Source organism: Halobacteriovorax sp. CON-3, assembly GCF_043196995.1.
Lineage (GTDB): Bacteria > Bdellovibrionota > Bacteriovoracia > Bacteriovoracales > Bacteriovoracaceae > Halobacteriovorax_A.
Genome location: NZ_JBEBNA010000002.1, coordinates 641,655 through 668,029, shown reverse-complemented (window position 1 = coordinate 668,029; position 26,375 = coordinate 641,655). Strand labels below are relative to the sequence as shown.

The window sequence follows — 26,375 nt, the reverse complement described above, 5'->3', positions numbered from 1 at the left end:
TTTTTCTCCTTGTAATGCATAAAGTATAACAACCATTAGAGGTAAAAAAAATCTAAACTTGACGAAGATCAAACTTACTAAATAGAGATTATGGTAGGATATTTGTATGAAAAAAATAATCATCGCCCTACTATTTACATCAAGTTTATTTGCCTCAGAGAAAGAAGCCGTTCAAGCAATACAGAAGACTGCAATGGCACTAAAGAAAGAGCTACAATCAGCAATGAAAGTATCTCCCGTTAACGCTGTGTCAGTTTGCAACACAAAGGCCCTACCGATCACTAAGAAGTATCATGAAGATGGTATTGAAGTTGGTCGCGTGAGTCTAAAGAATCGTAACCCAAATAATACCGTAAAGGGCTGGATGAATGACGCAATCATGAGTTATGAATCAGGAAAGAATAAGAAGAAATATTCTGTTGTAAGAATTGATTCTGATAAGAATGGTATTATCATGCCTATCAAAACAATGCCTCTTTGTCTTAACTGTCATGGAGATAACCTAAAACCGGAAGTACAAAATAAAATCACTCAGCTTTATCCAAGTGATAAGGCCACAGGCTATAAGAGTGGTGATATTCGAGGATACTTTTGGGCAACTTTTAAAACAGAAAAGTAGAAATATAAGAAGTTTACTTCTTTGCTAAGTTCTTTATTTTAGGGTGAAGTGTAAATTCACACTTCATCGACTTTGTTACCAGACAATTATCTTTGGCCTTGTAGAGAAGATCCAAGTAGGGATCAACATCCGACTCACAACAAATCTCCAGAAAAACGTGGATATCACATTTAGTGAACTCATAGCCCTTGGCAACTTTCTCGAGATGAGCATCTGCCTTGACTTCAATATTTCTAAAATCAAGTTTTTTAAAAGAAGCAAATGATTTGAATGTTAAGATATAACAACTTGAAATACTCGCACTAAAGAGATCCTCAGGACTCCATTCTGTTTCGACTCCATTAAACTCAGGCGGAGGAGTAATCGTAATACTTTGCTTCTTATCTGCCGTAAGACTTAACTCAATACTTTCAGAATTACCTTTAGTAATCGTTGTATACGTCCCCATAACTACTCCTAATTAAACATGTGCTTGAGCTGCATTTTCTGTATGACTTCTAATTTTTCTAAGGGCCACAATCATATCTGAATAAGTAAGCGCACCCAAAGCATCATACTCACCACTTGAAACACGATCTAAGTGCTTCTTTCTTATTTGCTCGGCCTGATCTCTTAATTCCTTAGACTTTCGTTCTGCAACACTATAGTCCACTCGGTCCAGTGATATTTGATTTGATACTGAATCATAGAAGGCCTTAACATTAACAAATAAGGCATCAAAATCTTTCTTTGCTTCATCACGAATTAGCTTAGAGATATCACCGCGAGCACTGTAAGCAATAAGCCTTTCAATATAGTCCGCAATACTCTCCAGTTCATCTACTTCTTTAATCATCGATTGAGCACGACGGGATTCATCTTCACTCAAAGGATTAACCATAAGCTTTACAATGAAGATCGTAACTTCTTTTTGAATATTATCAGTAATCCTCTCGTAGTCCTTGGCCTTTAGAGAAATTCGTTCTTGATCCTTAAAATTTTGTTTTATGTAAATCTCTTCAGCAAGAGCGTAAAGTCTTGAAACGATATCTTTCATTTTATTAACTTCGGCCTGTGCCTGAGCAAGTGCTGCAGCTGTCACCATTTGACTTGGATCTCCAAGCATCACAAGATGATGCTGCTCTTTTTCTCCCGTCGCAGGTGTGATCTTAGTGACAAAGTTTGCTAGCTGAGTAAGGAATGGAATAAAGATGATCGTTGCCGCAACATTGAAGATCGTATGTCCAGTTGCAATATGAACTGCAACATTAACAAAGTCACCTTCTGCGTTCACAGCGTTGGCAGCTCCGGGAACAAGATAATCGATAAACTCAACATAGAATGGAAAGAATAAGAAGATAATAAGGACACCCAGAAGATTGAAGATAGCGTGAGCACGTGCGGCCCTCTTGGCCGTTATATTTGCCCCAACGCTAGCGAGAAGGGCCGTAATCGTTGTTCCAATATTCTCACCTAATACGAGTGCTGCTGCCGTATGAAATTGAATCACTCCAGAACTAGCAAGAGCAATGGTAATCCCTAGCATGGCCGAAGAAGATTGAATAACGACAGTCAAAATACAACCAACGATGATACACGCAAAATATGCGCCGTAATTTTGTTCAGAAAAGTATGAAATCATACTTAAGAATTCAGGCATCGTTCTTAGAGGCTTAAATGCATTAGACATAATACTTAGGCCAAAGAAGATCATCCCGACTGAAAACAAGATACGCCCAATTTGACGATAGCGGTTAGTTTTAGCAAATAAGAGAGGAAAAATACCTAGGCCAATAAAGAGTAGCCCATACTTCCCTACCTTAATTGAAATAATCCAACCAGTTACGGTTGTTCCAATATTTGCACCTAGAATGACACCAATTGCTTGGCTTAAGTTCATAAGGCCAGCATTAACAAAGCCTACCGTCATAACAGATGTTACAGATGAGCTTTGAACAAAGACAGTGACAAGAGTTCCAACGACAATGGCAGAGAAGCGATTCGTTGTAATTTTGTTAATTGTATTTTTAACAACATCACCGGCTACAGATTGTAAGGCCTCTGACATATTCTTCATTCCATAGAAGAAAATTCCAAGTCCTCCAAAAACAGAATAAATGAGCTTAAAGACTTCCACTGCCCTTCACTTCCTTTCGCCTATGATACGACGTTATATTGATCATGATAAATTTCAACAATTGTCAAAAAGAGGATTCCAATAATTGGGCCATAGAAAATCCCTCCCATTCCAAATACTCCCATCCCTCCAATAATTGCAAGCAAGACAAAAGTTGAGTTAATTTGAATACGATTTCCAATGAATTTTGGCTTAAACCAATTTTCAACAATCAGGCCAACAAGTGCTGTAAAAATAAATAGCACCACTCCTGAAGTTGGACTACCAGTCAGAACGAGATAAAGACTTGCAGGAATTGTTACAATTGAAATCCCAACGAGTGGAACAAATGCTAGGAATATCATCAGAACTGTCCAAAGCACAACAGACTCAATACCAGCGGCCCAAAGTGCAAGTCCTCCAAGCACACCTTGAATCACCCCTCCAACTCCATTACAAACAAGAGTCACGTAATTCATTTGGTTAAATTTATCGAGAATCTTTTGTTCTTGATCAGATGGTAGTGGTGAAAGATCGAAAATATATGTTTTAAGTCTTTTTCCTTCAACAAAAATACCAAAGACCACAATCATCATTATCGCAAGATCAAAAATAAAAGTAATGATATTTCCAACGATCGAGTTAATACTTGAAATAACCGTTCCAGAGATTCCTTTTAGAGTTCCAAATACTGTTGTCTTAACTTGCTCCATATCAATATCAACACCTGTGATATCGGAAACACTTTTGATAAGAACAGCAACGGGACCATCTCCAAATAAGAAATCATTTACCTCATGGTGAGACATTGCCTTCATTATTGTTTGATAAAGACTTAAGGCTTCCTTACTAAGAGCGATTGATAAGAAGATGAGAGGAATAAGAACCAGTAGAATAATAATACAGCTTGTAACTGTGGCCGCTAAATTATCAGAAAGTTTATACTTCTCAATTAAGCGATTATTTAGTGGATTAAAAACACCTGCTAAGACAAAGCCAAAAATGATTGGAGCAATCATTTGCTTGGCCATCATCCAAACAAGGTAACAGACTAAAAGAAAGATACAACCGAAGAATACGTACGTTACGTTAAATTTATTTTGCATGTAAATATTGTATGTTTGAAATGGTTAATAAGCAATTTATAATGCCCTACTTTATAAGTGATTTACACTGCTTGAGCTCTAGAAAGAATTTTATAAACTTTGTCAGATAATATGCGCCAGGAAGAATTCCTATTACTGCCCCATAGGACATGGCCATTGCAAAGTCATTTAGGAAATAAGCAATTGCTGAAAATGTACTAATAAAGAGAATCGTTCCAAAGCATAGAAAAATAGGAATAAAGTTTACAATCATACTAAAGATAATTGCTCTAGTCGTCGTTGCAGTCAGCACCTCTTTTCCAATCTTTGCCATTGCAATATAGAAGAACCTCCCTACCTTAAAGTAGGCCAATTCAACTTCTTCACCCTTATCGAAGTTTTCAGCTATTGAAACCGATGTAACAACATTTTCTATTATTACGCCATTTTCAAATTTGATAAAATTAAAAACACGATCACTTCCACTTGGGGTTGCGACTTCGTAGCCAACAACCTTTGATCTTATATTTAAAACCATACGAGAGCCCTTAAAATGATTAGGGCATTATCGGCAATATACTGGACAACTTTACTTAGAGATTATTTGTTTGGAAGAATTTAAAAATGAAAAAGCCTCCGAAAGGAGGCCTTTATTAATTTGATTTTAGTAGCAGTAGTAATTACCCCAGTAATCACGGTAGCAGTCATAGTAGTAAGTGTACTGAAATGCATACCAGTAGTAATAGAATGCAACACCACCGAATACAACAAAGTATAAACCGTAGTCGTAGCTATAGTAACCAGAGTAGTTAGCACCTGTGTTCTTCATACCATCAACATAGTCTTGAATTAGTGACTTTGATTCTTCAAGAGTCATATTCTCTACGTCAATTGATCCAACAAGGTTAGAAAGCTCTGATGCAACTTTCTTATCTTTGATATTTGCTTGTAGGTAATTTAAAACCTCAGATGGCGTGATACCTTCTTGAGCTAGATCACCTAGTTGTTTTTCAAATGATTTTACAGTTTCATTGTAGAAATTTTGATCTTTTTGATCCCACTCTACAGATAATTTAAATTCAACTTCTTCAAAAATTGGCGCGATTTTAGCTTCAACATTTGCAAGAGCTGAGAACGAAAAGCATACAAGTGCCATAGCAGCTAATTTTCTTAACATGAACATCTCCCTATTAGTAACAGATATGGGTAACTACCCTATCTAAATATATTTTGTCAATTTAATAAAAGTTAACTTCCTTTACAAACCCATCTCATGATAGGCGTTTTGAAGATTTATGCGATCTCTCAAGGGTGACTTACAACTTCTACGACACTCCTTAAGAATTGACTTCAATAAATCTCCTCTAATATTTGAGCTACTAGTAATATTCTTGCGAACATCATAAATCAGCCCATGACTTGAGTCTTTATCAAGCTCGCGAACTTGCCACAAAACCCCAAGAACAAAATCAATATTGGCATAAGCATTAGTTTCAAAGCCAGCATTATAAACTTCATCGCGAAAGGCATCCTTTTCACGAACTCTTTTTGCATAGTCTTTTACATTATCAGCAATCGTTGCACTATCTGCGATAGAGGCAGCAAAGAAGTCGGCCATCCCTTCATTAACGGGAGAAGAGTGGCTAAGTCCTAGATGATCACTGAGAGCGACATGGGCAAACTCATGGTAGACAACTTCGGGAATAAAGCTTGTATCTAAAAAGAATTTCTTTCCCTGAAGTAGTCCGTAGAGCTTTTTCATAGCAAAGAATGATGCCTCGATAATGGCCGTTGAGCCCAGAATATTAAGCCCGCTGTCTTTTAGGGCATCTCCTGTAAGTAAGAATAGGTCACTAACAAATTTTTGAAAGCTTGCTAAACGTGACTGGTTTCTAAACTCACTAAAGATTGCGGCAGTTTGTTCAAAGTCATTCTTTAAACCTTCCTTAGGAAGATTAATCTCCTTGGCCGGACGAAACCAAATTTCATAATTCCAAGGCTTTATCCCAAACTTTTCTCTTCCCTCACCAGGCGGAATCGAAAGAGCGTTATTATACTCAGGAGATAAGTTATCATGTGCGAAATGCCCTATTGAATTAAATTGGTTTGTAATATTTAAACGTACCACAAGTTGAGGTAGCTCTTTTACGTATGAAGACTTAACAACATTTAAGAAATAATTCTTTGCCTTTGTCAGGTGATAGAAAACACTTGCTGCTCTAAGCTTTTCAACTTCATCTTTTAAAGTCTCTAAATTTATCGCTTCATTTGATTTGCCATATACAATTTTGAAACTCTGGTTTTCCAGTAATGATGCTTTTGTTAGGTCAAGCACTACTTCTTTCTTAACCAAGTCCATATCACCATCACGAGTGATAACCTGGGCCTTAAAGCTTGCCATGATTGACGATGCGAGAAGTGACAATAGAAGGAGCTTAGAAAATTGAATGATCACGCTGTGGCTCCTGTTTTGTCTCTGTTAACATCTCGATACCAACTAATGATAAAACTTTTACAAAGTAAAATGTTGTTGGAATAGCTGCAACAAAGATTGTTCCATATCGTCTAATAAATCTTTTTCTCTTTTCTGTTTTTGTAAGCTCTGGGTTCCAAACATCATCGACTAATGCTAGTGTGCTCAAATCCCCACCAGAGACCAGGCCTGTTTCAAATGCTGCGGCCAGAAGATCTTCAAAACCAACATTAGTGCCTTCAAATAAATTCATCATCTGAAGATCACCTAACTCTTTTCTTACCATTTTAGCGGCGAAACGATACTGCTCCATTGGATCCAGAATAATCTCCTCAACACTTTCATCATCAATCATAACGTTGATAATTACTTCATCCGCATTAAGACGATTAAGTAGCCTCTGAGTCATTCCACTTAGATAAATAATTTGAAATTGATTGTACTTTGCAAGCAAGGCCTCTCTACGTGACACCTTACTCTTATCACGTCGCCCTGAAATATAATTTGTCTTTTGAATATTAAGGCGCTCTGGAAATTGCCTTGTTAGAAAGTTTTGTTCTTTCAAGTACTCTGCTAATATCTGAGGTTCAAGATGATAGTCCTCTTGAACTAGTCTTTTGAGCATCCAATAGGTACGCTTATCAATTAAGTTTTTATGATAGGCCTTCTTTAGAAACTTCGTTGGTTTCTTTTCTCCTAGTTCTTTAAATAAATTCTTAGCAATAGCATTGAAGCAAAGACCTCTTTGCTGTGCCCTTTGAAAGTTTTCAAAAGTCTGCGCCTTGAAGTTTTTAACAATAGGATTAAAAGGAGAAAGATGTTTTTCTAATTTAGAGATTTCAAATGATCTTAAGGTTCTTAAAAGTAAGCGGTATTGGGTGTCATCGATTCGAGAATTACTTCGTAAGTAAACGAGAGCTTCTTTCAACTTACCTTGCGCAAATTGATTTAAATCTTCTAAAAGCTCATACTCACAAGTTCGTGATGAAAGCTCAACTTCATCTAGTAAGGCTTGCTCTTGAGAACTTAGTTCTGCCTGGGCCTTTGCGATATCTTTCTTATCAAAGTACGCACTTTCTCCCGCGAGATTTAACCCACATGCCTGAAAGCTCATATTCAATGACAGAATAAAGATAAGTAGATGATTTTTCATATGTCTATCTACCCTGAACAGGTAACAAAGAAAATAAGTGGTGAAATTTATACACTAATTATTTAGTTGTAAATTTATTTTGACGAGTTAAGATGGCAACAATGTTAAGAATTCAATAAAATCAACAGTTTACGACATATATCATGTTTTGTTCATTTTTTTCATTCTAAACAGAAAATATTCATCATTTTTCAGAAAAGGGAGGATGCATGTCGAAGGATAGAGAGAGTAACTTCGATTTTGATGAACTATTCTTTTCCAGGACCGATAAGCGAGGAGTTATCGCGTCCGGAAATTCAGTATTTCAACGAGTCAGTCAGTACGAGTGGGAGGAGATGCTTGGCAAACCCCACAAGGTGGTTAGACATCCGGAAATGCCTCGCGGGGTATTTTCATTACTTTGGGACACTATTGCCCAAGACAAGATGATCGGCGCCTATGTCAACAATCAAGCTAAAGATGGAAGCAATTATTGGGTCTTTGCCCTCGTCTCACCTATAGACGATGGCTACCTGTCTGTAAGACTAAAGCCTAGTAGTCATTTCTTTGAGATCGTGAAGGAAAAGTATATTGAGCTAGCTCAATTAGAAAAGCGTAAGAAACTTACACCGGCACAATCACAAGAAACTCTTCTAGCAATGATTAATGAGTTAGGCTTTGAGTCCTACGAGCACTTCATGATTGAGGCCCTCATGCAAGAGCTTGAATCAAGACAAGTAGCACTTGGAGAAGAGCCAATTGAAGAGCTTAACTTATTAAGAAAGGCCCTAGAATCCGGCTCATTTCTACAAGAGAAGTCAGAAGGTATATTTGAGGAATACAAGAAGACCTCACTTGTGCCTATGAACCTAGAAGTTCAAGCTGCAAGGATTGGGGAAGAAGCAGCTTCAATGGCGACGATTTCTACTCAGTACGACAATCTTGCTAAAGAGATTCAAGACGAAATTAACAAGTTCATGGTCTCTGGAAAGCTTGTTCAAGAGAAAGTGAAGGATTGCCAATTCTTTGTTTGTAATTCAATTCTTCAAAGAGAGATTTACAACTTCTTTGAAAAAGAAACAAAGCCTTCACCAATTCAAAAGGCAAATGAGATGGGTATCTTGTCAATGTTACAAGAACAGCAGATTAAGAATGCCAAGACTAGCCTCATTGAAATTCAAACGGAGTTTAGTGAATTCAAAAGAGTGTGTAACGACGTGAAGAAGTTATCAATTGGCCTAGAGATGGTAAGTATCAGTGGAAAGATCGAAGCGGCAAGACTTAACAGAAATTCAGGAGAGCTTTCGGGGCTTCTCGATCAATTAACTAACTTTAAAGACTCACTCAAGCAATCGTTAAAAGAGATAAACGATATCGGTAACGATTTAGTTCATCAGGTATTTCGCATGAATGAGTCTTTAGCAAATCAAAATAACTAAGACTGATAGCTTTCTTTAAAATCTTTAATTGATTTTGAGATAGGTATCGTTGGGCGTCCGATGAGACTTGATAATTGCTTTTGATTATCAAATAGGCCTCCTACGGACGCTCCTTTTTCAGAGTCTGCCAATAATTGTGCAAATCCTTCGGGGAGACCTCCCTGCATTAAAGCATTTTTAAAATCAGCTTCGCTTAGATTTTGAAATTGTATTTCTTTCCCAAATTCTTTACCTACAGATTCTGCAAATTCAGATAAGGTAAACGCTTCATCCCCTGCTAATTCATAAATCTTTCCTTCATGACCTGTACCAGTTAGGACCTTCGCAGCGGCAAGAGCATAGTCCACACGTGCTGCAGTTGAAAGCTTGCCATCACCAGCACAACCAATAACAGCTGAATGTTCAATAATACTAGGTAATCCCATCATGTAGTTTTCAGAATACCAACCGTTACGAAGTATCGTCGTTGATATATTAAGGTCATTTAGCAAATCCTCCGTTTCAACATGCTCTTTCGCAAGCCCAAGTGGAGATGTATCTGCATGAAGAATACTAGTGTAAATAAGATGTTTAACTGAAGATTCCTTTACAGCATCAATAACATTCTTATGTTGAGGAAGTCTTTTACCAACCTCACTTGCAGATATTAATAAAAGCTTATTAATTCCTCTTAATGCTTCTTTCAATGAATCAGGCTTTTCATAATCACCATACCTTATTTGAACACCTTTTTTTGCAAATTGATCTAGTTTTTCAGTAGACCTTGCAATGGCCACTATTTCATTGGGATTAATACCCTCATCTAAAAGTTGTTGAATAACTAATTGGCCTAGCTGACCAGATGCACCTGTTAATGCAATCATATATTTCTCCTTATTATCTAAAACTAAAGCTTCTCATTGAAATGGAAGCGTTTTGAATTCCTTCAAAATCAAAATTCAGGATGTCACTTTCATCTGAGGCCCCTATCACATATAAAAGAGGAAGATAGTGTTCAACTGAAGGTACACTCATCTTTCCAATATCCATGCTTTGAAAATCATTAATCAAATAATTAAACTCTCTATTGATAAGCTTCTCTTTGATAAGTTCATCATACTCTATGGCCCAATCAACGACAGGAGCATCCTCACTCCAGCTTATTGTTTTTAAGTTATGAACAATATTTCCACTGCCTATAATGAGCACTCCTTGATCTCTCAAAACTTTTAGCTTCTTTCCTAGATCAAAGTGATACTGTGGGGGCTTCCTCATATCCAAACTCAACTGAACAACTGGTATATTTGCTTCGGGATACATGAACTTCAGTAACGACCATGTCCCGTGATCCAATCCCCAATTTTCATGATCAAGCTTCACACTCTCACCAATCATTTCAACAATCTCGTTAGCAAGATGAGGTGATCCCGGAGCGGGGTATTGAATTTCATATAACTCTTTTGGAAAGCCGTAAAAATCATGAATCGTTTTAGGTTTATCCATTGCTGTAATCCACGTTCCCTGTGTTTCCCAATGCGCAGATATCATTAGTATTGCTCTAGGCTTTGGCAGCTCTTTTCCTATTATTCTAAGTTGATCAGTAAATTCATTACTTGCAATTGCATTCATAGGAGAGCCATGTCCTAAGAATATCACTGGAATCTTTTCTCTAGTCATGACTGCTCCGCCTACTACTTAGTAACGACTTTAAAAGTTAGTGTTACTGTATCTGAAATCATATTATCACCAAGGTTCTTAAAGAAACTTCCTGAACCATAAACCATATCAAACTCAGTACGATCAAAGGCAAGAACCCCAGAATAAATCTTTCCCTTCTTTGTCACAGGGATTGCGACAGCATTAGTCTTGCCCTTAATAGTTAGTTGTCCATAAAGTTGTCCGTTATCAATCTTATTAATCTTTAGCTTTGCTGTTGGGTACTTTTCAACATCAAAGAAATCACTACTTTTAATATGTGAGAGAAATTTTGCCTTCCACTCACCTTTTAAAGTTGTATCATCAATAGAGCTCATATCAGCGACGAAACTCCCTCTTCCATTATCTAAAGTGGCACTTTTCATTTTAATTGGCCCAGAGTGAAAATCGCCTGTGATTTTTGAACCTTTCCATACGAATGAACTTCTTGCTAAGTCAATATTATCGGCCATCGCTGTTAAAGATGTTAAAATTAGTCCTAGAATTATAAATTTAGCTTTCATTTCTTTTCTCCTGATTTGTTTTGCTATATTCGTATTATGGAGAAAAAATGAGTGTTGCAACAGATCACAATAATGCAATATAATGTTCCATATAAGGAACACTAAATGGATCTGAATTTACTTAAAATATTTGAAAAAGTTGCTGAGGCAGGAAGTCTAACTAAAGCTTCCCTAGTACTAGGTCACCCTAAATCCAAAATTAGTCGCGACCTCGTCAAGTTAGAAGATGAACTAGAACAGACTTTACTATCTCGCGGGCCAAGAGGAGTAACGTTAACAGAACAAGGCCTAGCACTACTACAGTTGATTAAATCTCCACTAGAGTCTCTTGATGCATCTCTTTTAAAAATAAAGAGCCAAAAAGATGAGATGAAAGGCTTAATTAAATTAACCGCACCAGAGGATCTTTCACAGTCACTCCTTACTAATATTGTTTGTGACTTCATGGATAAATACCCTGGTATACGAGTTGAACTTTTCTCTACAAATATCCTTATGGACTTCAAAGAGCATAAATTAGACCTTGCCCTGCGTATTGGGAAATTAAAGGATTCATCACTGATCCAAAAGAAAGTCTGTGATATTGAAGTTGGCCTAGTCGCTAGCGCACAATATTTGAAAAGCTCACCAAGAATTTCTAAATTAGCAGATCTTGAAAAACATCCGGTGGCAATCTTGACTGACCTTTATGGTAACCCTTTAAATAAGTCATGCTTTAAAGACCTCGTTCCTCAATTTGCAAGCAACTCATTCCCTATTTTAAAGGATTATGTAAAAAACAATAAGGGACCAGCAATGATCCCAAGTTTTTACTGTAAAAAAGAACTCGTTGAGAATGAGTTCATCAAGATATTACCAAGCTATAAGTATTTAGCTAGAACACTCTTCTTACTTTCTAAGCCTTCAAAACATATTCCAAAACATGTGAAGATATTTAAAGAATACCTCTATGATAATTTAAAATATATTTTAGATAACTAATCTTTGGAACGAAATGATGAAGGAATAATATCGACACCTAGTCTCTCACCTAGCTTAACAACAAATGGAATTGTAAGTGGGGCAAAAGGAAGTACAAGTAAAACACCAACTCCTAGCCCTTTAATGACCTCAACAAATTGCTTATTGGCCTCTTTCATCTCTTCTTTAGAGGCACGTCCCTGAGTGTAGCGTCCATATATGGCAAACATCTCTTTTGTTTCAGTTCCTTCCTTTTCAAGGCCATCTCGAAGAATAATTAGAGATTTCCTCAGCCTAAACATAAGACCCTTTTTCTTAGAAGCAAAATAGATAAGAATATCAAGATATAGCTTTTCAATTTTTCTTAGCATATTCATGGTGCGATTCGACCTTCTCTCAAGTGATAATAATTCATCAACTTATCTTTAAGTCTTTGAGAATAAGTCAGAAGGTGCATAATTGCTCCTGCATCGTTTCGTTCAGGTTTTGCCATCAATGTGAAAACTTTCTTTCCAAAGCCTTCAAGGTTTCTTTGAAAGTCTTGTGATAATTTTTTTAGATTCTTATCTTTTTGACTATCACTTGAAATATAGTCGAAAACCGAAAGCGTACTACTTGCAATCTCTCGCACAATCATCAGGACATCACTTTTGAGCTCTACATAGTTATTATCCATTGAAGCTTTAACACTTGTAATATCTTTAACTGAGTCGTGCATCTGAAAGATATATTCATACATGGCCATGATATTTACGATGCGATCAATTTCTTCTTCATTATTACACTTGGAAATGAACTTAGAAAAGAAGCCTAAAAGTTCGGCCTTAAGAAAGTCCATATATTCAATACGCTTCTTTGCCGCCTCATAAATACCTTTATAATTTGTTTCAATACTTAAGGTAATAAGGTTGTAGTTTTCTTGTACAAATTGAAAGGTCTTTTCGAGGTCATCCATTAAGTTTTCTTCAATCTCACTAAATTCTGATTCTTCTTTTAGGCCTAGAGCGATTCGTTCAAAATCCATTTTCCCTTCCCCAAGCATTCGATCGATTAGAGCAGTAAAAGGGTTTAAGAAAATAACAAAGATAAAACTCGTGGTGACGTTAAAGATGAGGTGAAAGTTTGCGAGCGCTATGGCCGGAATATCTGACATCAGAGGAAGGTGCTCCCTCCAAAAAATAACGATTGGAAGAAAGATTAACACTCCTCCTAAGTTAAAAAGAAAGTGAGCAAGGGCCGTCTTCTTTGCTGCAATATCCATACTAATAATAGAAATAAGGGCCGTAACGGTTGTTCCAAGATTTGAACCCATTAAAATCGGAATTGCATTATCAAGACTCATAAGCCCTTGTTGTGTGAAGATAATAGCTAAACCAGTTGTTACTGAACTTGATTGAACAATAGCGGTAATGACAGCACCAACGAGAACACCAAGAAGTGGATTATGGGCCTTTGTTAGAAACTCAATTAAGCGCGCATCCGTTTGAAGAGGAGCAAGGGCCGATGAGATTAGGTTTAAGCTAAAGAAGACGAAACCAAAATAGAAAAGTGTCTTTCCAAAGATAGCGTAGCGAGATCTCGTAAAAGAAAGGAGAAAACCAATGATGATAAAGACAGGAGCAAAGGCAGTCAGCTTAAAGGCAACTAATTGTGCCGTAACCGTTGTCCCAACATTAGCACCAAAAATTATCCCAACACTATTTTTAAAGGACATAACACCGGCATTTACCAAGCTAATTGCGATGACAGATGTTGCAGAGCTCGACTGAATGAAGGCCGTGATAATAGCTCCAATTAAGAGCCCTACGACGGGGTACATTGTTGCACTTCCGAGAAATTTTCGAAATTTTTCACCAGTAATATTTTGAACTTCTTTAGAGAAGTTCTCAAGGCCAAAGACAAAGAGTATTACACTCGATGTTGCGGCCAGAATAATTTGAAAATCCTTCATTAATAAACCTATGTCTAATATCAAAATGAATTATTGAGATAAATATAGCAGTAAAACTAGTATCATAAAATTATCATATTCTTTATTTGAATAAATCATTAGTAATTTCAACAAGTTAGAAAAACAAGCCTTAATCTTAATAAATGAATGAACTTTGTACGGCCGCATGGATTATCAACACCGCTCTTAGGCCAACTAAATGAATATTCGAGAAAAATACTGGCACTCACCTTGCATTAATATACAGAAATATTGAACGGAGCGATTTCAAATGAAGAAAATCTTTTTTCTAAGTCTACTTTTAAGTTTTAATACTCAAGCTGAGTTTAGCATAAGCGCCAATGGCTCAAATGTTGATATTAAAAAGCGCAAGTATCATACGAGACCGCTTATTCAAACTGAAGAATTCAATACATCATCTTACTGGGCAGATACCGTCAGAAGAACAACCGTTGTAAAATCAATTGTTGGTTGTCTAAGTGAGAATTGTGCCTATTTCAATGAAATGGATATGTCGGATATCTTTAAAGAGTCCGTTGCCCAATTTGGTAAAGAAGAAGGTGAAATGTATTTCACTAACGTTGTCGCGGGCCTAATCATTGGCTCTCCTGAAGTTAGAAGAGAGAATATCTATTCATCAGCAAAGCTTCTTTTAAGCTTTAATCAAAAGATGTACCTGGCCCATATACTTGGGACAATTATGAATAATCACTATGATTTTGAGCGTGATAAAGATGGCGTTGTAACAACAGAAGATATCTTTGAAGCAATTAGAAGTGGTACTAAGGCCGGTGTTTGTCGTGACATTGCCGTAACTCAGGCCAATGTCCTAAAGAAGTTAAATGTTGAAGACGTCTATGTTGTCGCTTACAACACAAGAAATGTTGGTCATGCTACAGTCGTTGTACAAGACCCTGGAAATAAAGATCGCATCATTAATTTCAACTACGGTGAAACTAGAATTAATGAGGGGCAAAGCGCGCAGAGCTTAGCACAAGATACAACCCTAGCTGACTTTGGAATTAATTATCGAATTTTTAATGCAGATGGAGAACCAGTTGACAGAGTTCCTAGTGAGGTTGGTTACTTACTAAATCAAGCAGTCGGTCTAGATATTGATATGGTCGCTCCAGGTGTCGAATTTGATAATATCGATGTTATCTCGATGAATTATGAGAATGGGGCCATAAGAGCAAAGAGTTATTATGCAGAAACTGAAAATGGCCTAACAGCATCAGGTGTTGCCGCAACTCTAAAGAATCAAGGTAACAGAATTAAATTTGACGCTGGAATTGCGCTTCAAAGAGAACAAAAAAAATTAGAACATAGAGAGTTTGTTAAAGATAGCACTAGCTTTTACTTCGGTATGGATGCACGACTGAAGTCAGGAAAAGTCGACTTAGGTATTCTAAGAAATGTCTACGCGGACATAAAGTCACACGTAAGTATTACCGTTGGAAATGGAAAGATAAAAACTAAGAACTTCAAAACAGACGGAGAATTTAGCGACAGCCAAAATATGTTCTCTTCTTCCCTATATGCTGATTCGAGCTACATGGGAGTGAATTGGAAAGGTATCGTAACTGCCCACGCTTCTATTATGAAGGCCGATGTTAGAGAAGAAGGTAAATATACGATGGCCGTAATTGGTGGAACAATTAAAAATGAAATCAAAAGACAGATTATGGATGAGTATGGAGTAGGTATTCAAAATATCATCTATATTAGGCAAGAAGGTGCGACAGCTGACTATAGTATTACGCTCTACTCAGAAGATGGACGTCACTCATTTGAAGTTGGAATGAAGGCCCCACTATATGGAAGAACAGGATTCTGGGTAAAAGGAAACCAAAAGTCTACATATATAGCTGCACAAACAAAGATATTAAAAGACAGTTTAAAGTTAGGTATTAAATATATTAAAAAAGAAGATAAAGAAGCAACTTATAAATTTGAAGGTGAATATATCTTTTAATAAATAAAATAGTCACCTACTACAGGTGACTATTATTATCGATATAATCAATGATTTCATCTAAGTGGATATAGATATTTTTCTTGATCAACTTGGCCTTATTTAAAGTTCCTTCCTTGAAGTGAAATCCTGCAAGCCCTAATTGCCTTGCGGCCTCTACTTCCTTTAAGGATTCGGAAATATACAAACTAGGATAACGTCCCGTCTCATCTAGCGCCTTATTAAAGATATAAGGCGCAGGCTTTAACTCATCATTACTCATAGGAATATAGATTTTTTCAAATACACTCCAGTCAAACTCTACTGAATCGTTCCAATGTGCCCTTACATATTCCTTTAGCGTTGCAATCTTCTGTTCATAAGTCTCACCAAAAGATTCAGGAATATTTGAGATAATGGCCACATGAATTCCCATCCCTTTTAAAGCATGGATATACTCGAGAGAGCCTTCGTAGTAGTGATAATTCCCACTCTTTTTCGTGTTGATAATAGTATCCCCTAAATCAAAGAATACCCACCTTTGCAGACTCGTATCTTCATTTAGGTTCGATGCATAGTAACCAGCACCGGCAAAAGAGATTAATGTAATAAGAATAAGTAGTACGATATTTTCTTTTTTCATACTTTATTTTAGCAAACAATTATATTAGTTTAACCTGATCAATGTCAGGGTTTTTAGTTATATTTTTCAACATCCATCGGTACTTCCATCACGAGAATCTCTGAGTCATTGAGTGACTTTAGTCCAATATTATTACCAGGATCAATCCCTAGCCCATCACGATTTGATAATGTTAATTCATTAACCCTTACCTCGCCATTTATAACAAAGAGATAGACACCATTTGATTTGATATACTTCTTATAAATTAAATTCTGCCCTTCTTCTAAGTTTGCTAATGAGAAAAAGGCATTTTGATTTATCGTCACAGAATTATCTCGGCCATCAGGGGAAACAATTAATTGAAACTCTCCTCTTCGCCCAGAGTCTTTGAAATATCTTTGAGAGTAAGAAGGCCTAATATTATGCTCTTTAGGTAGCACCCAAATTTGTAAGAAGTGTACCTCTTCTCGATCAGAATTATTATATTCACTATGAGAAATTCCCGAACCGGCAGACATCACTTGGATCTCGCCTTTCCTTATAATGAAATCATTTCCAATAGTATCCTGATGGTGAAGAGAGCCCTTTAGAGGAATAGATATGATCTCCATATTACGGTGGGGATGAGTATCAAAGCCTTCCCCTGGAGCAACGACATCGTCATTAATAACCCGAAGTGTGCCGAAGTGAATTCTTTCCGGGTCATAATAATTGGCAAAGCTGAAAGTATGATTACTCTTTAACCACCCATGTTCTGCATAACCACGCGAGTCCGCGCGGTGAAGTACATTTGTCATCTTTCCTCCTACATTTTTGATATTATAGCGGTCCTCAATATCTCAATGTAGGTAAATTAAATTAAAATTTTAGTCGGAGGATCAAGTAAGAAGTCTAAAAGCAACTCAAGCTCTTTAGCAAGATCAGGTTCAACTTTAGTCCACTTCTTCTGGCTAACTTGAATTCGATCATAAAGCTCTGTTGCCTTCTTTTTTATTTTAAAGGTTGAGCCCTCTGAAATAGACTCAACCATTCTCCACTTTAATTCATCAAGGATATAGTAATACGTTTGTGGGCCATCATCTTTTTCCAACTCTTGGTCGATGACGGTAACAAGATCCCACCAATCATTTTTACGATATCTTCTTGAACTTGAGTACATCTTAACGTAGCTCTCGGCGAAGTACCTTACCAACGTTATTCTTTGGAAGGTCATCGACAAATGCAATTTGCTTAGGAACTTTATATCCAGCTAAGTTCTTCTTTGCATAGGCCTTAATATCTTCTTCAGTTAAAGAGGTATTTGCTTTAACAACAAAGACCTTAACAACCTGTCCTGACTTTTCGCTATCAATTCCAATAGCAGCAACATCCTGAACCCCATCAAGCTCAAGAAGAACACCTTCGACCTCATTTGGATAAACATTAAATCCTGAAACAACAATCATATCTTTCTTACGATCTAATATTCTTAGAAAACCTTTTTCATCAATCGTTGCGTAATCACCAGTTTTAAGCCAACCATCTTTTGTAAAAGTCTTACTCGTCTCTTCAGGTTGATTCCAATAGCCCTTCATAACCTGAGGACCTTTTACACAAAGCTCCCCTTCTTCATTAAAGCCTAATTCATTCTCATCCCCGTCAATGATTTTAATATCAGTAGAAGGAAGAGGAAGCCCAATTGAACCAATTTCATCAGTCCCATCTGTTGGGTTACAACTAACAACTGGAGACGCTTCAGTAAGGCCATAACCCTCAATAACTCTTGTCTTCGTTACTTTCTCCCACTCTTGTTTCACAGCAGGTTTAAGGGCCATCCCACCAGCAACACTAAAGCCAATAAAGCTTAAGTCATGCTTTCTAAATTCCTCATTTGCAAGTAGAGCTTGAAGAAGAGTGTTTACAACAATCATAACTTTAGGCTTATGAGTATAGACGTCCTTGATTAATGAATTAAGATCACGCGGATTTGTGACAAGTACATTTGTCATCCCCATCTTAAAGAACCCAAAGATATTAACTGATAAAGTGAAGACGTGATAAATTGGTAGTGGAGCTAGAATATTAGCGTGTTCCGTACCTAGGCCAGCATTGATCCAAACATCCATTTGTAACATATTAGCAATAATATTTCTGTGAGTTAGAATCGCGGCCTTAGTTTTCCCAGTCGTTCCACCAGTGTATTGGAAAAGAGCAGTATCTTCTCTTTCAATCGTTGGAAAAGTTGCACTCGCCCCTCTTCCTTTTGCAATAGCTTCATTAAGTGTTAAGTAAGTTCCTTTATAAGCAGGAATCATTTTCTTTACGTGCTTAATAACAAAATTTGTAAGCTTTCTCTTTACTAAAGGAAAGAAGTCACCGATTTCAGTTGTGATAATATGCTCAATCTTACTTCCTTCAATGGCCTCTTCTAATTTTGCCACAAAGTTCGAACAGATAACAATTGCTTTTGCCCCACTATCTTCAAGAACTTTTTTAACTTCTCTTGTTGTATAAAGTGGATTTGTATTAACAACAACTAGCCCCGCCTTGAATGCTCCAAAGAGAGCGACAGGATATTGAAGAAGGTTTGGCATCTGAATCATGATGACATCACCCTTCTTAAGCTTTAGATCTTTAATAAGATAGTTAGCAAATGCATCAGACTTCTCTCTTACCTCTTGATAAGTCATACTAGCATTCATATTGATAAATGCTTTTCTCGCCGAAAATTTTTCACAAGTCTCATCAATCATTTCAACAATATTATTATATTGATCAGGGTTGATTTCTGCTGCAGCATTCTTTGGGTAATTCTCTAACCATACTTTATTCATTTATATATCCTTTTTTCTTATAGCTTTAATCTTATATTCACAATTCCCATTGTTTCAGGCTCTATGAAAACTTCGCCGCGGCTCTTGAGAAGCCCTAATACTGCGTGATTGCCAGTACTGGCCGTGCCATATATCTCTTTAATCTTGCGCTCTTTGGCGGCCTCAATTAAATGATCAATTAAAATTCCACCAAATCCCATACGATGATATTTATCAATCACAGTAACGGCGAATTCGGCCTTTGGTGAATGATCAGAGTCGCGGTAGAATCTTGTGGAGCCTACCGGAAGCTCACCCTCTTCACTTTGCTTCATAACCGTTAAGGCCACATGGTTAACATAATCAGGACAAGTAAATAACTCTAAGTCCTTTTTTGAAAGACTTTTCTTTGCCGCTAGAAAGCGACTACTCAATGTACGATGAGAGGCCATCTTAAAAGCTTCGATCAATTTTTCTTGATCTTTTTCACTTACACTTCGGATGACGTATTTCTCACCACGATGCTCAAACTGTTTAAAGAAGTCTTTATTGTATTTCACAAGGGCTTCCAATGACACATGCTCGATTTAGCGTCTTTATAAATTGTTCCTTTAGAAGATCAAATTCTTTCTCATCTCTACCACGGCCAATCCACGAGTGAACAAGCTCTCTGGCCGCACCAAATAAAATGGCATCGAGTATATGGCGATCAACAATTCTAATATTTTCAAGCTCGGCCTGTTTTGTGAGGACTTCATAAATTCTTGTGGATAGAATTTCGTACTCACTAACTAAGAGTTCACGAATTTCTTGGAAGCCAGACATTGTCGCCTTCCAAAAGAAATCACTCTCCCTCACTTCATTCTTATGCCAACCAAAGTAGATGCATACCAAATCATTTAGAGTTTGTTCTATCGACTTTGCACTACTGGCAGCGACAAAGGCCCTATTTCTAATCTTAGATGAAAGCTTTATAAAGAGAGACTTATAAATATCTTCGATGCCACCAGGGAAATGATAATAAAAAGTTCCAGTTGAAAGTCCGGTGTGTTTCTTAAGCTTAGAAACCGAAATATCTAAAATGGCCTCTTCATTTAAAAGCTCTAAGACACCTTCAAAGATGGCCTCTTTTGAATCCTGTTTCACAATCACTCCATTTGTAGACAAGTTGTCTAGACGTGTACTCTAGAATATGCCACAGCAGAACATAAGACTCAAGCTAAATGATCTAACTAGCTGAAAAATGGTTATAGAATTTTAAACAAGGAAATTACTTTAGCAACTGACACTTTACTGCAAATTTAATTTTATCAAATCCTTCAGCGCCAAACCACTCAACGTATTGGCAATAGATCGATTTGTAGAGGTCTGTGTCTTGATATTCGAGGTAGAGTTCTTCTCCAACAGGAGTGGAGAAGAACGGAACGAGAAAAATAAATGTTAGAATAACTGTAATTAGAATTCTAAACATCTATTGAACCTCCCAAATGGCCATTGCCCACTCAGGGTGGTCAATGAAAGGGTTGCGGTTCTTTTGATATTCACATGCGATATCATTTCTTCTTCTTTCGTGCTCACTTACAGGATCTTGCTTGTGCCACTTTAGAAGTAGTTTAATAAACCAAGTGCTATATGTTTGCTCACGTGAACCATTAGTCATTGGGTTATTCTTAAATCTTGGAATCTCTGCTTCATAGCGAACTGCAAAGTAAAGCATTGCTCTTGCAATATCACCTTTGAATTCATCGATTGGTTCAAAAACGCGACCACGGTAACCACTTGTTGAGCTTCTCCCAACCTTTGATCCGTTCTTAGAAGTCCATGATGCGTCACCAACTTCTCCAAAAGGATAATAGCCACGATGTCCGTTTACTTTTCCATCAGTAGGATAAACATGAAAGATATCTGTTTTCATTGGGCGTCTCTTATTAAAAAGACCTTGAGGGAATAAGTGCTCTCTATTGTAGCAGTCACCCTCTCCCTTATATTGGCCACATGTTCTGCGACCAGGTTGAAAACGATACGGATCCTTTCCATTTGGATTTTCTGAGTACATATCCATAATCGTGCGATCACCATCGTAAGTAGTATCGAGGTCAGTGCTACGATACGCCTTAAGAAGGTCATCATACGAGATACTACGATGTTCTCTTCTCAAAAGAGAAGAAAGCTCTGATTTAAACTCGTAGCCAGATGCATGCTTAGAAAGTCGTGAATAAAATTGTGTTTGATCACAAGTTGAAGCAAAGGCCGTGCTTGTGATGAAAATTAGAAAAGTTGTGATGTGTGTGATTTTCATGCAAAGAGAGTATCGACTAAAATACATGAACACAATGAAAAAATTTATTAAATCTTATAGGGTATATTAGGTATTCTTATAAACAGATAGTCTTTAGAAGAAGGTGTACCTTCTAAGAAGCTGAAATTCTTCACTTTCTTAAAAGGCACGGTGTATCAATCTTAAGATTAAGAAAGAACGCTTACTGAAACAGCACAAGGACCTTTTTGTCCTTCACCTACTTCAAATTCAACAGCGTCATTTTCACTTAGAGTGTTTCCGTTTACTGCTGAAATGTGTACGAAAAGATCTTTGCTTCCATCGTCAGGAACGATAAATCCAAAACCTTTCTCATCATTAAAAAACTTAACTTTACCTGTTTTCATACTTACTCCTTATGTTTAAGTTTCTTTAGGTCTACGTTAGAACTATATATTTTTAATTCGCCAGAGCTTAAAACGCCATTGGCCTTCCAAAATTGTTTATACTTTCTTTCCAACAAGAAATCTATTCGATCACCTCTAGTCACTAAAAAGAAACTATAGTCACCGATTCGACTTACTAATTCATCTAAAATCTTCGAAATATCCTCAATTTCACTAAAATCATAGATAAAGTATATTTGCGCCTTTGGTAGAATAAAATCATCATCCAAGACGTCTTCTAAAATAATTTCACAATTTATGAGATCTAATTTTTCAAAAAGACGATTTCCTTCGCTCTCTCTTTGTTTAAGAATCTCATAGCCGATAAATCGGGACTCTGGAAAAACAGAGTTCATCACAATACCAACTCGTCCATAGCCAGCACCAACATCCACTATCTTATCAACCTCAAAATCCTTTAAAAGATAAAGTGCATCAAAAATATCATTATAAGGTGTCTGCAAAACTTGCGGATGTAATCCAATCCAAGTTTGCGTGCCTTGAAAGTGCTGCTTTCCTTTAATGCCATCATTTTGCTTATAATAGGCCTTGTATTTCTGTAGAAGCTTTCCTTCTATTTTTGGAATACGAAAACCAAGCAGCCGATCTAAATCCTTTGCATGTTCCAGAGGATGATTATTGCTTCTCATAAATGTACGCGGATTTTTAATAAGATCTTTCAATGGTACTGAGTCTGCATTAAGCACTTCGTTCACTAAGGTATTCCCTGCAATTCTGTCGTTTCTAAATAATAAAAGATTAAAAATAGACAGAACCGAAATAAGGAAGTGAACTATAGGAAACCTAATTTGACACAAGATACTATGTCCAAAGCTCTAATACAAGCGAGATTCTTCTTACTGTATTTTATTCGCATGTTTTTTTAATTGTTTCGATCAAGCCTGGGTAATACTTTTTGATATTAGGATTGAGAAATAGGTACTTCTTCACTCCTTCCGTCCTCTGGCAAATGATATGGGCCTCAATCAGAATCTTAATATGATGTGAAAATGTGGCCTTATTCACACAATAATCGAAGCCGCCACAAGTTATCTCCTTGTGTCCATGCTCTTCCTCGTAAGCAATTAGCTGCTTAATCACACTCATGCGAATAGGATCGCCTAGTGATTTAAATATCTTATCCAATGGTATCTGTGTGCAGTCATTCATAGTTAGATAAAATTCTAACAAAGGACTTGATTTTTATCAAGGGCAGGCCTATTGTTTGATAAATATCAAACTAAAGGAGTCTCAATTGAGTACGAATTTATTCACACCTATAAAGCTTGGAAGAACTGAGCTCAAAAATAGAATTATTATGGCCCCCCTAACTCGAGCAAGAGCAGGAGAAGAACGAGTTCCAAATGATCTTATGGTTAAATACTATGAACAGCGTGCTGATGCAGGAATGATCCTCACAGAGGCAACCGCTATTACACCGTCGGCCGTTGGTTATGCCAATACTCCTGGTATTTGGTCGAAAGATCAAATCGAGGGCTGGCGAAGAATTACAGATGCAGTGCATGCCAAAGGCTCAAAGATCTACATGCAGCTATGGCACGTGGGAAGAATCTCACACTCTAGTTTTCTAAATGGGCAAAAGCCTGTTGCCCCAAGTGCGATAAGGCCAGCGGGTCATGTTTCTCTTGTTCGTCCAATTACGAACTATGAAACTCCTCGAGCACTTGAGACACAAGAAGTAAAAGCAATAGTAAAAGACTATCGTCAAGCAGCAATCAACGCAATGGAGGCAGGCTTTGATGGTGTTGAAGTTCATGCGGCCAATGGATATCTCATTGACCAGTTCTTACAAGACTCGACTAATAAGAGAGACGATATATACGGAGGCAGTATTGAAAACCGCACAAGATTCTTGCTTGAAGTTACAGACGAACTCATTGAAGTATGGGGCGCTGATCGCGTCGGCGTTCATCTTGCTCCTCGCTGCGATAGCCACGACATGGGTGACTCTGATCCCCTGGCCCTTTTTGGCCATGTGGTAGAGGAATTAAATAAGAGAAAGATTGCATTTATCTTTACTCGCGATCCGCTAGATAATGACAGTCTTTTTCCAAAGCTTAAAGAAAAGTTTGACGGCGTCCTTATTGCCAATCAAAAATTCACCAAGGCCACAGCTGAAAAAGCATTAGAAGATAAGATAGCGGATGCCATTTCATTTGGTGTTCCCTTTATTGCAAATCCTGATCTTGTTGAAAGGTTTGCAAAAGATGCTCCCTTAAATGAGCCAGTCTTTGAAACATTCTACGGCCCTGATCACGTTGGTTATACAGACTACCCAACACTAAAGGATTTACCATGACTCCAAAATTATCCCTACTCGACTTAGTCTTTGTTAATGAAGGACAGGAGCTTAAAGAAGCATTTGATCATTCAATACGTAGCGCACAAGCAGCAGAGGAATATGGATATCATCGCATATGGGTGGCCGAACATCACAATATGCCGGCCATTGCAAGTGCTGCAACATCAGTTGTGATTGGACATCTTGCCAGTCAAACAAAGTCTATTCGAATTGGTGCGGGAGGAATTATGCTTCCCAACCACTCACCTCTTGTTATCGCTGAGCAATTCGGAACATTAGAGGCACTCTATCCTGGACGTATCGACCTAGGACTTGGCCGAGCCCCAGGTACTGATCAAATGACTATTCAGGCCCTAAGAACAACGGCCCAGAGTTCAAATAACTTCCCAAAAGATATTGTCGAACTTCAGCGCTACCTTTCTAAAGAAAGTGGTAGTGATCCAATAGTGGCAACACCTGGCCTTGGCTCACAAGTTCCACTCTGGATTCTCGGTTCAAGTACGTTTGGGGCACAACTAGCTGCTCACCTTGGACTACCATATGCCTTTGCTTCTCACTTTGCACCTGATGCCATTCAAGAAGCGCTATCACTTTATCATGCAGGCTTTGAGCCATCTGCTCAACAAGAAAAGCCTTACGTCATGTTAGGTGTAAATGTCATTATTGCAGATACTGATGAAGAAGCTCAATTTCTTTCAACGAGTCAGAAACAGTCCTTTGCCAATCTTCGCCGTGGATTAAAGAAGAAATTCCAAGCTCCTATTGACGATATGGATACCTATTGGGATATGCATGAGAAGATGACGGCACAACATATGCTTCACTTCTCTTTTGTTGGCTCAAAGGAGACAGTCAAGAAAGGTCTCGATCAATTCATTGAGCGCTACAGACCTGACGAGTTGATGGTTGTGACTTCAATCTTTGATAATGAGAAAAAGATAAAATCCTTAAAATTATTGTCTGAAATATTTAAGCAGTAAGTTTAAGTCCTATAATTGAAATAAGAAGTAGCGCTAGAAAAACGGTGCGTGCAAGAGTGATTGGTTCATTAAATAGAACAATTCCTAAAATTGCAGCACCTAGCGCTCCTATCCCAACCCATACACCATAAGCTGTGCCAATAGGCAGGGACTGACTGGCCTTAGCAAGCAAGAACATACTTGCAGCAAGAGTGACAAGCGTAAAAATACTTGGAACTAGTTTTGTGAACCCTTCAGTGTACTTAAGACCGATGGCCCAACATACTTCGAGTAGTCCCGCTATAAGAAGAATAATCCAAGCAGCTGTTGTCGACATAAAATCTCCTAAGACATCAATTGAATAAACTCTGTTACCGACTCTGTACCTAGTTTATGTGCAAGATATCCTAAAACGATAGCTGTTGCTAGAGACGAAATTCTTAAGTTCTTCTCTTTAGTTAAGATATGAGAGAACTTAGAAGAGAATGTAACAAGAAAGTAGAACCATACAATTGAAAATACCCCTGCGCCTAAGCCAAAGAGAAAACGGTGTTGAACAAGATCAAAACGAGTCGAATAACCGCCGATCAAAAAGAAAGCATCAATATAGACGTGAGGATTAAGAAGCGTAAAGCTTAGCGTCGTTAAAATCACAATTCGACGAGAAAGAGCAAATTTCTTACTCTCTTGAGTTTCCTTCACACCTTTTACAGAATCAATAAGTTTCATTACTGCATAGTAAAGTAGGAAGGAAGCACCAAGAAGTCCGATCCCGACTTTAAACTCAACTGTCTTTACAAGCATCCCTGAAACACCAAGAACGGCCAATAGAATAAGGGCCATATCACAGACAGAGCAAATAGCTGCTGCTAAATAATGATTCTTCTTTTTTGTCCCAATATCAATAAGAAATAGGTTCTGTGCACCTAATGCCAGAATGAGACTTGCCTGCAATAAAAAACCTTGAGTAAAAAATTCCATAAAACCTGCTCCTGAGGCGTAATTTAATGCAAACCGTGATATAAGTTAAATTAATCTTTTTAATTAATAATTAGTAAAACTTATGA

Annotated in this window: 31 protein-coding genes; 6 read left to right on the top strand and 25 right to left on the bottom strand. The window is 37.4% G+C overall.

Going from position 1 to position 26,375, the window contains the following annotated elements:
- The first annotated feature begins 106 nt into the window (after nucleotides 1–106).
- The gene (locus ABMA72_RS13955) at nucleotides 107–619 is read left to right on the top strand and encodes a DUF3365 domain-containing protein (RefSeq protein ID WP_392859409.1); all 513 of its coding nucleotides are present in this window, start codon (nucleotides 107–109) and stop codon (nucleotides 617–619) included.
- A 13-nt stretch (nucleotides 620–632) separates the two neighbouring features.
- On the opposite strand, the gene ABMA72_RS13950 is transcribed toward ABMA72_RS13955, so the two are convergent.
- The 7 genes from ABMA72_RS13950 to ABMA72_RS13920 form a co-directional block, all read right to left on the bottom strand.
- Nucleotides 633–1,067 (bottom strand): OsmC family protein, encoded by a 435-nt coding sequence (locus tag ABMA72_RS13950; RefSeq protein ID WP_393057575.1) that lies wholly within the window; start codon nucleotides 1,065–1,067, stop codon nucleotides 633–635.
- Nucleotides 1,068–1,079: 12 nt separating this feature from the next.
- The gene (locus ABMA72_RS13945; RefSeq protein WP_393057573.1) at nucleotides 1,080–2,735 is read right to left on the bottom strand and encodes a Na/Pi cotransporter family protein; all 1,656 of its coding nucleotides are present in this window, start codon (nucleotides 2,733–2,735) and stop codon (nucleotides 1,080–1,082) included.
- A gap of 20 nt (nucleotides 2,736–2,755) precedes the next feature.
- On the bottom strand, nucleotides 2,756–3,820 hold the full coding sequence (locus tag ABMA72_RS13940) for an AI-2E family transporter (protein WP_392859401.1): 1,065 nt from the start codon (nucleotides 3,818–3,820) through the stop codon (nucleotides 2,756–2,758).
- A gap of 46 nt (nucleotides 3,821–3,866) precedes the next feature.
- The gene (locus ABMA72_RS13935) at nucleotides 3,867–4,337 is read right to left on the bottom strand and encodes a hypothetical protein (RefSeq protein WP_392859398.1); all 471 of its coding nucleotides are present in this window, start codon (nucleotides 4,335–4,337) and stop codon (nucleotides 3,867–3,869) included.
- 126 nt (nucleotides 4,338–4,463) lie between these two features.
- Nucleotides 4,464–4,976 carry a hypothetical protein gene (locus ABMA72_RS13930; RefSeq protein ID WP_392859395.1) on the bottom strand — a complete coding sequence of 171 codons (513 nt, stop codon included), beginning with the start codon at nucleotides 4,974–4,976 and terminating at the stop codon, nucleotides 4,464–4,466.
- 81 nt (nucleotides 4,977–5,057) lie between these two features.
- A complete protein-coding gene (locus tag ABMA72_RS13925) occupies nucleotides 5,058–6,254 on the bottom strand; it encodes a hypothetical protein (RefSeq protein ID WP_393057571.1) in 1,197 nt (398 codons plus the stop codon).
- On the bottom strand, nucleotides 6,235–7,425 hold the full coding sequence (locus ABMA72_RS13920) for a hypothetical protein (protein WP_393057569.1): 1,191 nt from the start codon (nucleotides 7,423–7,425) through the stop codon (nucleotides 6,235–6,237). The genes ABMA72_RS13925 and ABMA72_RS13920 overlap by 20 nt, the downstream gene beginning before the upstream one ends.
- A gap of 209 nt (nucleotides 7,426–7,634) precedes the next feature.
- Between ABMA72_RS13920 and ABMA72_RS13915 the strand changes: the two genes are divergently transcribed.
- Nucleotides 7,635–8,843 carry a PAS domain-containing protein gene (locus ABMA72_RS13915; protein ID WP_392859387.1) on the top strand — a complete coding sequence of 403 codons (1,209 nt, stop codon included), beginning with the start codon at nucleotides 7,635–7,637 and terminating at the stop codon, nucleotides 8,841–8,843.
- On the opposite strand, the gene ABMA72_RS13910 is transcribed toward ABMA72_RS13915, so the two are convergent.
- Genes ABMA72_RS13910 through ABMA72_RS13900 form a run of 3 tightly spaced genes read right to left on the bottom strand, consistent with a single transcriptional unit; the run spans nucleotide 8,840 to nucleotide 11,041 of the window.
- Nucleotides 8,840–9,706 (bottom strand): SDR family oxidoreductase, encoded by an 867-nt coding sequence (locus tag ABMA72_RS13910; RefSeq protein ID WP_393057567.1) that lies wholly within the window; start codon nucleotides 9,704–9,706, stop codon nucleotides 8,840–8,842. The genes ABMA72_RS13915 and ABMA72_RS13910 overlap by 4 nt on opposite strands.
- Nucleotides 9,707–9,719: 13 nt before the next feature.
- Nucleotides 9,720–10,499 carry a 4,5-DOPA dioxygenase extradiol gene (gene ygiD / locus ABMA72_RS13905; RefSeq protein ID WP_392859382.1) on the bottom strand — a complete coding sequence of 260 codons (780 nt, stop codon included), beginning with the start codon at nucleotides 10,497–10,499 and terminating at the stop codon, nucleotides 9,720–9,722.
- 14 nt (nucleotides 10,500–10,513) lie between these two features.
- Nucleotides 10,514–11,041, bottom strand: coding sequence for a YceI family protein (locus ABMA72_RS13900; RefSeq protein ID WP_392859380.1), 528 nt, complete (start codon nucleotides 11,039–11,041; stop codon nucleotides 10,514–10,516).
- A gap of 105 nt (nucleotides 11,042–11,146) precedes the next feature.
- Here ABMA72_RS13900 and ABMA72_RS13895 point away from each other — a divergent pair, with 105 nt between their 5' ends.
- The gene (locus ABMA72_RS13895) at nucleotides 11,147–12,022 is read left to right on the top strand and encodes a LysR family transcriptional regulator (RefSeq protein WP_393057565.1); all 876 of its coding nucleotides are present in this window, start codon (nucleotides 11,147–11,149) and stop codon (nucleotides 12,020–12,022) included.
- Here the strand turns inward: ABMA72_RS13895 and ABMA72_RS13890 are convergent.
- Entirely contained in the window at nucleotides 12,019–12,378 is a 360-nt protein-coding gene (locus tag ABMA72_RS13890) for a hypothetical protein (protein ID WP_393057563.1), read from the bottom strand. The genes ABMA72_RS13895 and ABMA72_RS13890 overlap by 4 nt on opposite strands.
- The gene (locus tag ABMA72_RS13885) at nucleotides 12,375–13,952 is read right to left on the bottom strand and encodes a Na/Pi cotransporter family protein (RefSeq protein ID WP_393057561.1); all 1,578 of its coding nucleotides are present in this window, start codon (nucleotides 13,950–13,952) and stop codon (nucleotides 12,375–12,377) included. Before ABMA72_RS13885 ends, ABMA72_RS13890 begins: the two co-directional genes overlap by 4 nt.
- A 271-nt stretch (nucleotides 13,953–14,223) precedes the next feature.
- Here ABMA72_RS13885 and ABMA72_RS13880 point away from each other — a divergent pair, with 271 nt between their 5' ends.
- A complete protein-coding gene (locus ABMA72_RS13880; protein WP_393057559.1) occupies nucleotides 14,224–15,927 on the top strand; it encodes a transglutaminase-like domain-containing protein in 1,704 nt (567 codons plus the stop codon).
- Nucleotides 15,928–15,946: 19 nt separating this feature from the next.
- Here ABMA72_RS13880 and ABMA72_RS13875 read toward each other — a convergent pair whose 3' ends face one another.
- From ABMA72_RS13875 to ABMA72_RS13825, 11 genes are all read right to left on the bottom strand, one after another.
- The gene (locus tag ABMA72_RS13875; RefSeq protein WP_393057557.1) at nucleotides 15,947–16,549 is read right to left on the bottom strand and encodes an HAD family hydrolase; all 603 of its coding nucleotides are present in this window, start codon (nucleotides 16,547–16,549) and stop codon (nucleotides 15,947–15,949) included.
- A gap of 53 nt (nucleotides 16,550–16,602) precedes the next feature.
- Complete coding sequence (locus tag ABMA72_RS13870) at nucleotides 16,603–17,328, bottom strand: pirin family protein (RefSeq protein WP_392859369.1); 726 nt, start codon at nucleotides 17,326–17,328, stop codon at nucleotides 16,603–16,605.
- 56 nt (nucleotides 17,329–17,384) lie between these two features.
- A complete protein-coding gene (locus ABMA72_RS13865; RefSeq protein ID WP_392859367.1) occupies nucleotides 17,385–17,690 on the bottom strand; it encodes a hypothetical protein in 306 nt (101 codons plus the stop codon).
- A gap of 1 nt (nucleotide 17,691) precedes the next feature.
- Nucleotides 17,692–19,344: an AMP-binding protein gene (locus tag ABMA72_RS13860; protein ID WP_393057555.1), complete on the bottom strand. Its 1,653-nt coding sequence runs from the start codon at nucleotides 19,342–19,344 to the stop codon at nucleotides 17,692–17,694.
- A gap of 17 nt (nucleotides 19,345–19,361) precedes the next feature.
- Nucleotides 19,362–19,883 (bottom strand): GNAT family N-acetyltransferase, encoded by a 522-nt coding sequence (locus tag ABMA72_RS13855; RefSeq protein WP_393057553.1) that lies wholly within the window; start codon nucleotides 19,881–19,883, stop codon nucleotides 19,362–19,364.
- Nucleotides 19,870–20,469, bottom strand: a complete 600-nt coding sequence (locus ABMA72_RS13850; RefSeq protein WP_392859358.1) for a TetR/AcrR family transcriptional regulator — start codon at nucleotides 20,467–20,469, stop codon at nucleotides 19,870–19,872. Before ABMA72_RS13850 ends, ABMA72_RS13855 begins: the two co-directional genes overlap by 14 nt.
- A gap of 124 nt (nucleotides 20,470–20,593) precedes the next feature.
- Nucleotides 20,594–20,794 (bottom strand): hypothetical protein, encoded by a 201-nt coding sequence (locus ABMA72_RS13845; protein ID WP_392859356.1) that lies wholly within the window; start codon nucleotides 20,792–20,794, stop codon nucleotides 20,594–20,596.
- On the bottom strand, nucleotides 20,795–21,622 hold the full coding sequence (locus ABMA72_RS13840; RefSeq protein WP_393057551.1) for an endonuclease: 828 nt from the start codon (nucleotides 21,620–21,622) through the stop codon (nucleotides 20,795–20,797). It abuts the gene before it with no gap.
- A 167-nt stretch (nucleotides 21,623–21,789) separates the two neighbouring features.
- A complete protein-coding gene (locus ABMA72_RS13835) occupies nucleotides 21,790–21,987 on the bottom strand; it encodes a cold-shock protein (protein ID WP_103218258.1) in 198 nt (65 codons plus the stop codon).
- A gap of 2 nt (nucleotides 21,988–21,989) precedes the next feature.
- Nucleotides 21,990–22,742, bottom strand: coding sequence for a hypothetical protein (locus tag ABMA72_RS13830; protein ID WP_393057549.1), 753 nt, complete (start codon nucleotides 22,740–22,742; stop codon nucleotides 21,990–21,992).
- A 151-nt stretch (nucleotides 22,743–22,893) separates the two neighbouring features.
- Nucleotides 22,894–23,196, bottom strand: coding sequence for a helix-turn-helix transcriptional regulator (locus tag ABMA72_RS13825; protein ID WP_103218260.1), 303 nt, complete (start codon nucleotides 23,194–23,196; stop codon nucleotides 22,894–22,896).
- A gap of 85 nt (nucleotides 23,197–23,281) precedes the next feature.
- Here ABMA72_RS13825 and ABMA72_RS13820 point away from each other — a divergent pair, with 85 nt between their 5' ends.
- Together ABMA72_RS13820 and ABMA72_RS13815 are read left to right on the top strand one after the other, a co-directional pair.
- Nucleotides 23,282–24,346 carry an alkene reductase gene (locus ABMA72_RS13820; RefSeq protein ID WP_393057547.1) on the top strand — a complete coding sequence of 355 codons (1,065 nt, stop codon included), beginning with the start codon at nucleotides 23,282–23,284 and terminating at the stop codon, nucleotides 24,344–24,346.
- Nucleotides 24,343–25,329, top strand: coding sequence for an LLM class flavin-dependent oxidoreductase (locus tag ABMA72_RS13815; protein WP_393057545.1), 987 nt, complete (start codon nucleotides 24,343–24,345; stop codon nucleotides 25,327–25,329). Before ABMA72_RS13820 ends, ABMA72_RS13815 begins: the two co-directional genes overlap by 4 nt.
- On the opposite strand, the gene sugE is transcribed toward ABMA72_RS13815, so the two are convergent.
- Both sugE and ABMA72_RS13805 read right to left on the bottom strand, forming a co-directional pair.
- Nucleotides 25,319–25,645 (bottom strand): quaternary ammonium compound efflux SMR transporter SugE, encoded by a 327-nt coding sequence (gene sugE / locus ABMA72_RS13810; RefSeq protein ID WP_392859342.1) that lies wholly within the window; start codon nucleotides 25,643–25,645, stop codon nucleotides 25,319–25,321. The genes ABMA72_RS13815 and sugE overlap by 11 nt on opposite strands.
- Nucleotides 25,646–25,653: 8 nt before the next feature.
- A complete protein-coding gene (locus ABMA72_RS13805) occupies nucleotides 25,654–26,289 on the bottom strand; it encodes a LysE/ArgO family amino acid transporter (RefSeq protein WP_392859340.1) in 636 nt (211 codons plus the stop codon).
- Nucleotides 26,290–26,375 lie beyond the last annotated feature (86 nt).

Excerpts from the sequence above, each read along its gene's own strand:
- ABMA72_RS13900 (WP_392859380.1), bottom strand. The coding sequence starts at position 11,041 with ATGAAAGCTAAATTTATAATTCTAGGACTAATTTTAACATCTTTAACA.
- ABMA72_RS13845 (WP_392859356.1), bottom strand. The coding sequence starts at position 20,794 with ATGTTTAGAATTCTAATTACAGTTATTCTAACATTTATTTTTCTCGTT.
- ABMA72_RS13890 (WP_393057563.1), bottom strand. The coding sequence starts at position 12,378 with ATGAATATGCTAAGAAAAATTGAAAAGCTATATCTTGATATTCTTATC.
- ABMA72_RS13955 (WP_392859409.1), top strand. The coding sequence starts at position 107 with ATGAAAAAAATAATCATCGCCCTACTATTTACATCAAGTTTATTTGCC.
- ABMA72_RS13860 (WP_393057555.1), bottom strand. The coding sequence starts at position 19,344 with ATGAATAAAGTATGGTTAGAGAATTACCCAAAGAATGCTGCAGCAGAA.
- ABMA72_RS13885 (WP_393057561.1), bottom strand. The coding sequence starts at position 13,952 with ATGAAGGATTTTCAAATTATTCTGGCCGCAACATCGAGTGTAATACTC.
- ABMA72_RS13910 (WP_393057567.1), bottom strand. The coding sequence starts at position 9,706 with ATGATTGCATTAACAGGTGCATCTGGTCAGCTAGGCCAATTAGTTATT.
- ABMA72_RS13940 (WP_392859401.1), bottom strand. The coding sequence starts at position 3,820 with ATGCAAAATAAATTTAACGTAACGTACGTATTCTTCGGTTGTATCTTT.
- ABMA72_RS13865 (WP_392859367.1), bottom strand. The coding sequence starts at position 17,690 with ATGTACTCAAGTTCAAGAAGATATCGTAAAAATGATTGGTGGGATCTT.
- ABMA72_RS13825 (WP_103218260.1), bottom strand. The coding sequence starts at position 23,196 with ATGAATGACTGCACACAGATACCATTGGATAAGATATTTAAATCACTA.
- ABMA72_RS13835 (WP_103218258.1), bottom strand. The coding sequence starts at position 21,987 with ATGAAAACAGGTAAAGTTAAGTTTTTTAATGATGAGAAAGGTTTTGGA.
- ABMA72_RS13870 (WP_392859369.1), bottom strand. The coding sequence starts at position 17,328 with ATGACAAATGTACTTCACCGCGCGGACTCGCGTGGTTATGCAGAACAT.
- ABMA72_RS13880 (WP_393057559.1), top strand. The coding sequence starts at position 14,224 with ATGAAGAAAATCTTTTTTCTAAGTCTACTTTTAAGTTTTAATACTCAA.
- ABMA72_RS13815 (WP_393057545.1), top strand. The coding sequence starts at position 24,343 with ATGACTCCAAAATTATCCCTACTCGACTTAGTCTTTGTTAATGAAGGA.
- ABMA72_RS13930 (WP_392859395.1), bottom strand. The coding sequence starts at position 4,976 with ATGTTAAGAAAATTAGCTGCTATGGCACTTGTATGCTTTTCGTTCTCA.
- ABMA72_RS13950 (WP_393057575.1), bottom strand. The coding sequence starts at position 1,067 with ATGGGGACGTATACAACGATTACTAAAGGTAATTCTGAAAGTATTGAG.
- sugE (WP_392859342.1), bottom strand. The coding sequence starts at position 25,645 with ATGTCGACAACAGCTGCTTGGATTATTCTTCTTATAGCGGGACTACTC.
- ygiD (WP_392859382.1), bottom strand. The coding sequence starts at position 10,499 with ATGACTAGAGAAAAGATTCCAGTGATATTCTTAGGACATGGCTCTCCT.
- ABMA72_RS13935 (WP_392859398.1), bottom strand. The coding sequence starts at position 4,337 with ATGGTTTTAAATATAAGATCAAAGGTTGTTGGCTACGAAGTCGCAACC.
- ABMA72_RS13875 (WP_393057557.1), bottom strand. The coding sequence starts at position 16,549 with ATGAAAAAAGAAAATATCGTACTACTTATTCTTATTACATTAATCTCT.
- ABMA72_RS13915 (WP_392859387.1), top strand. The coding sequence starts at position 7,635 with ATGTCGAAGGATAGAGAGAGTAACTTCGATTTTGATGAACTATTCTTT.
- ABMA72_RS13840 (WP_393057551.1), bottom strand. The coding sequence starts at position 21,622 with ATGAAAATCACACACATCACAACTTTTCTAATTTTCATCACAAGCACG.
- ABMA72_RS13895 (WP_393057565.1), top strand. The coding sequence starts at position 11,147 with ATGGATCTGAATTTACTTAAAATATTTGAAAAAGTTGCTGAGGCAGGA.
- ABMA72_RS13805 (WP_392859340.1), bottom strand. The coding sequence starts at position 26,289 with ATGGAATTTTTTACTCAAGGTTTTTTATTGCAGGCAAGTCTCATTCTG.
- ABMA72_RS13920 (WP_393057569.1), bottom strand. The coding sequence starts at position 7,425 with ATGAAAAATCATCTACTTATCTTTATTCTGTCATTGAATATGAGCTTT.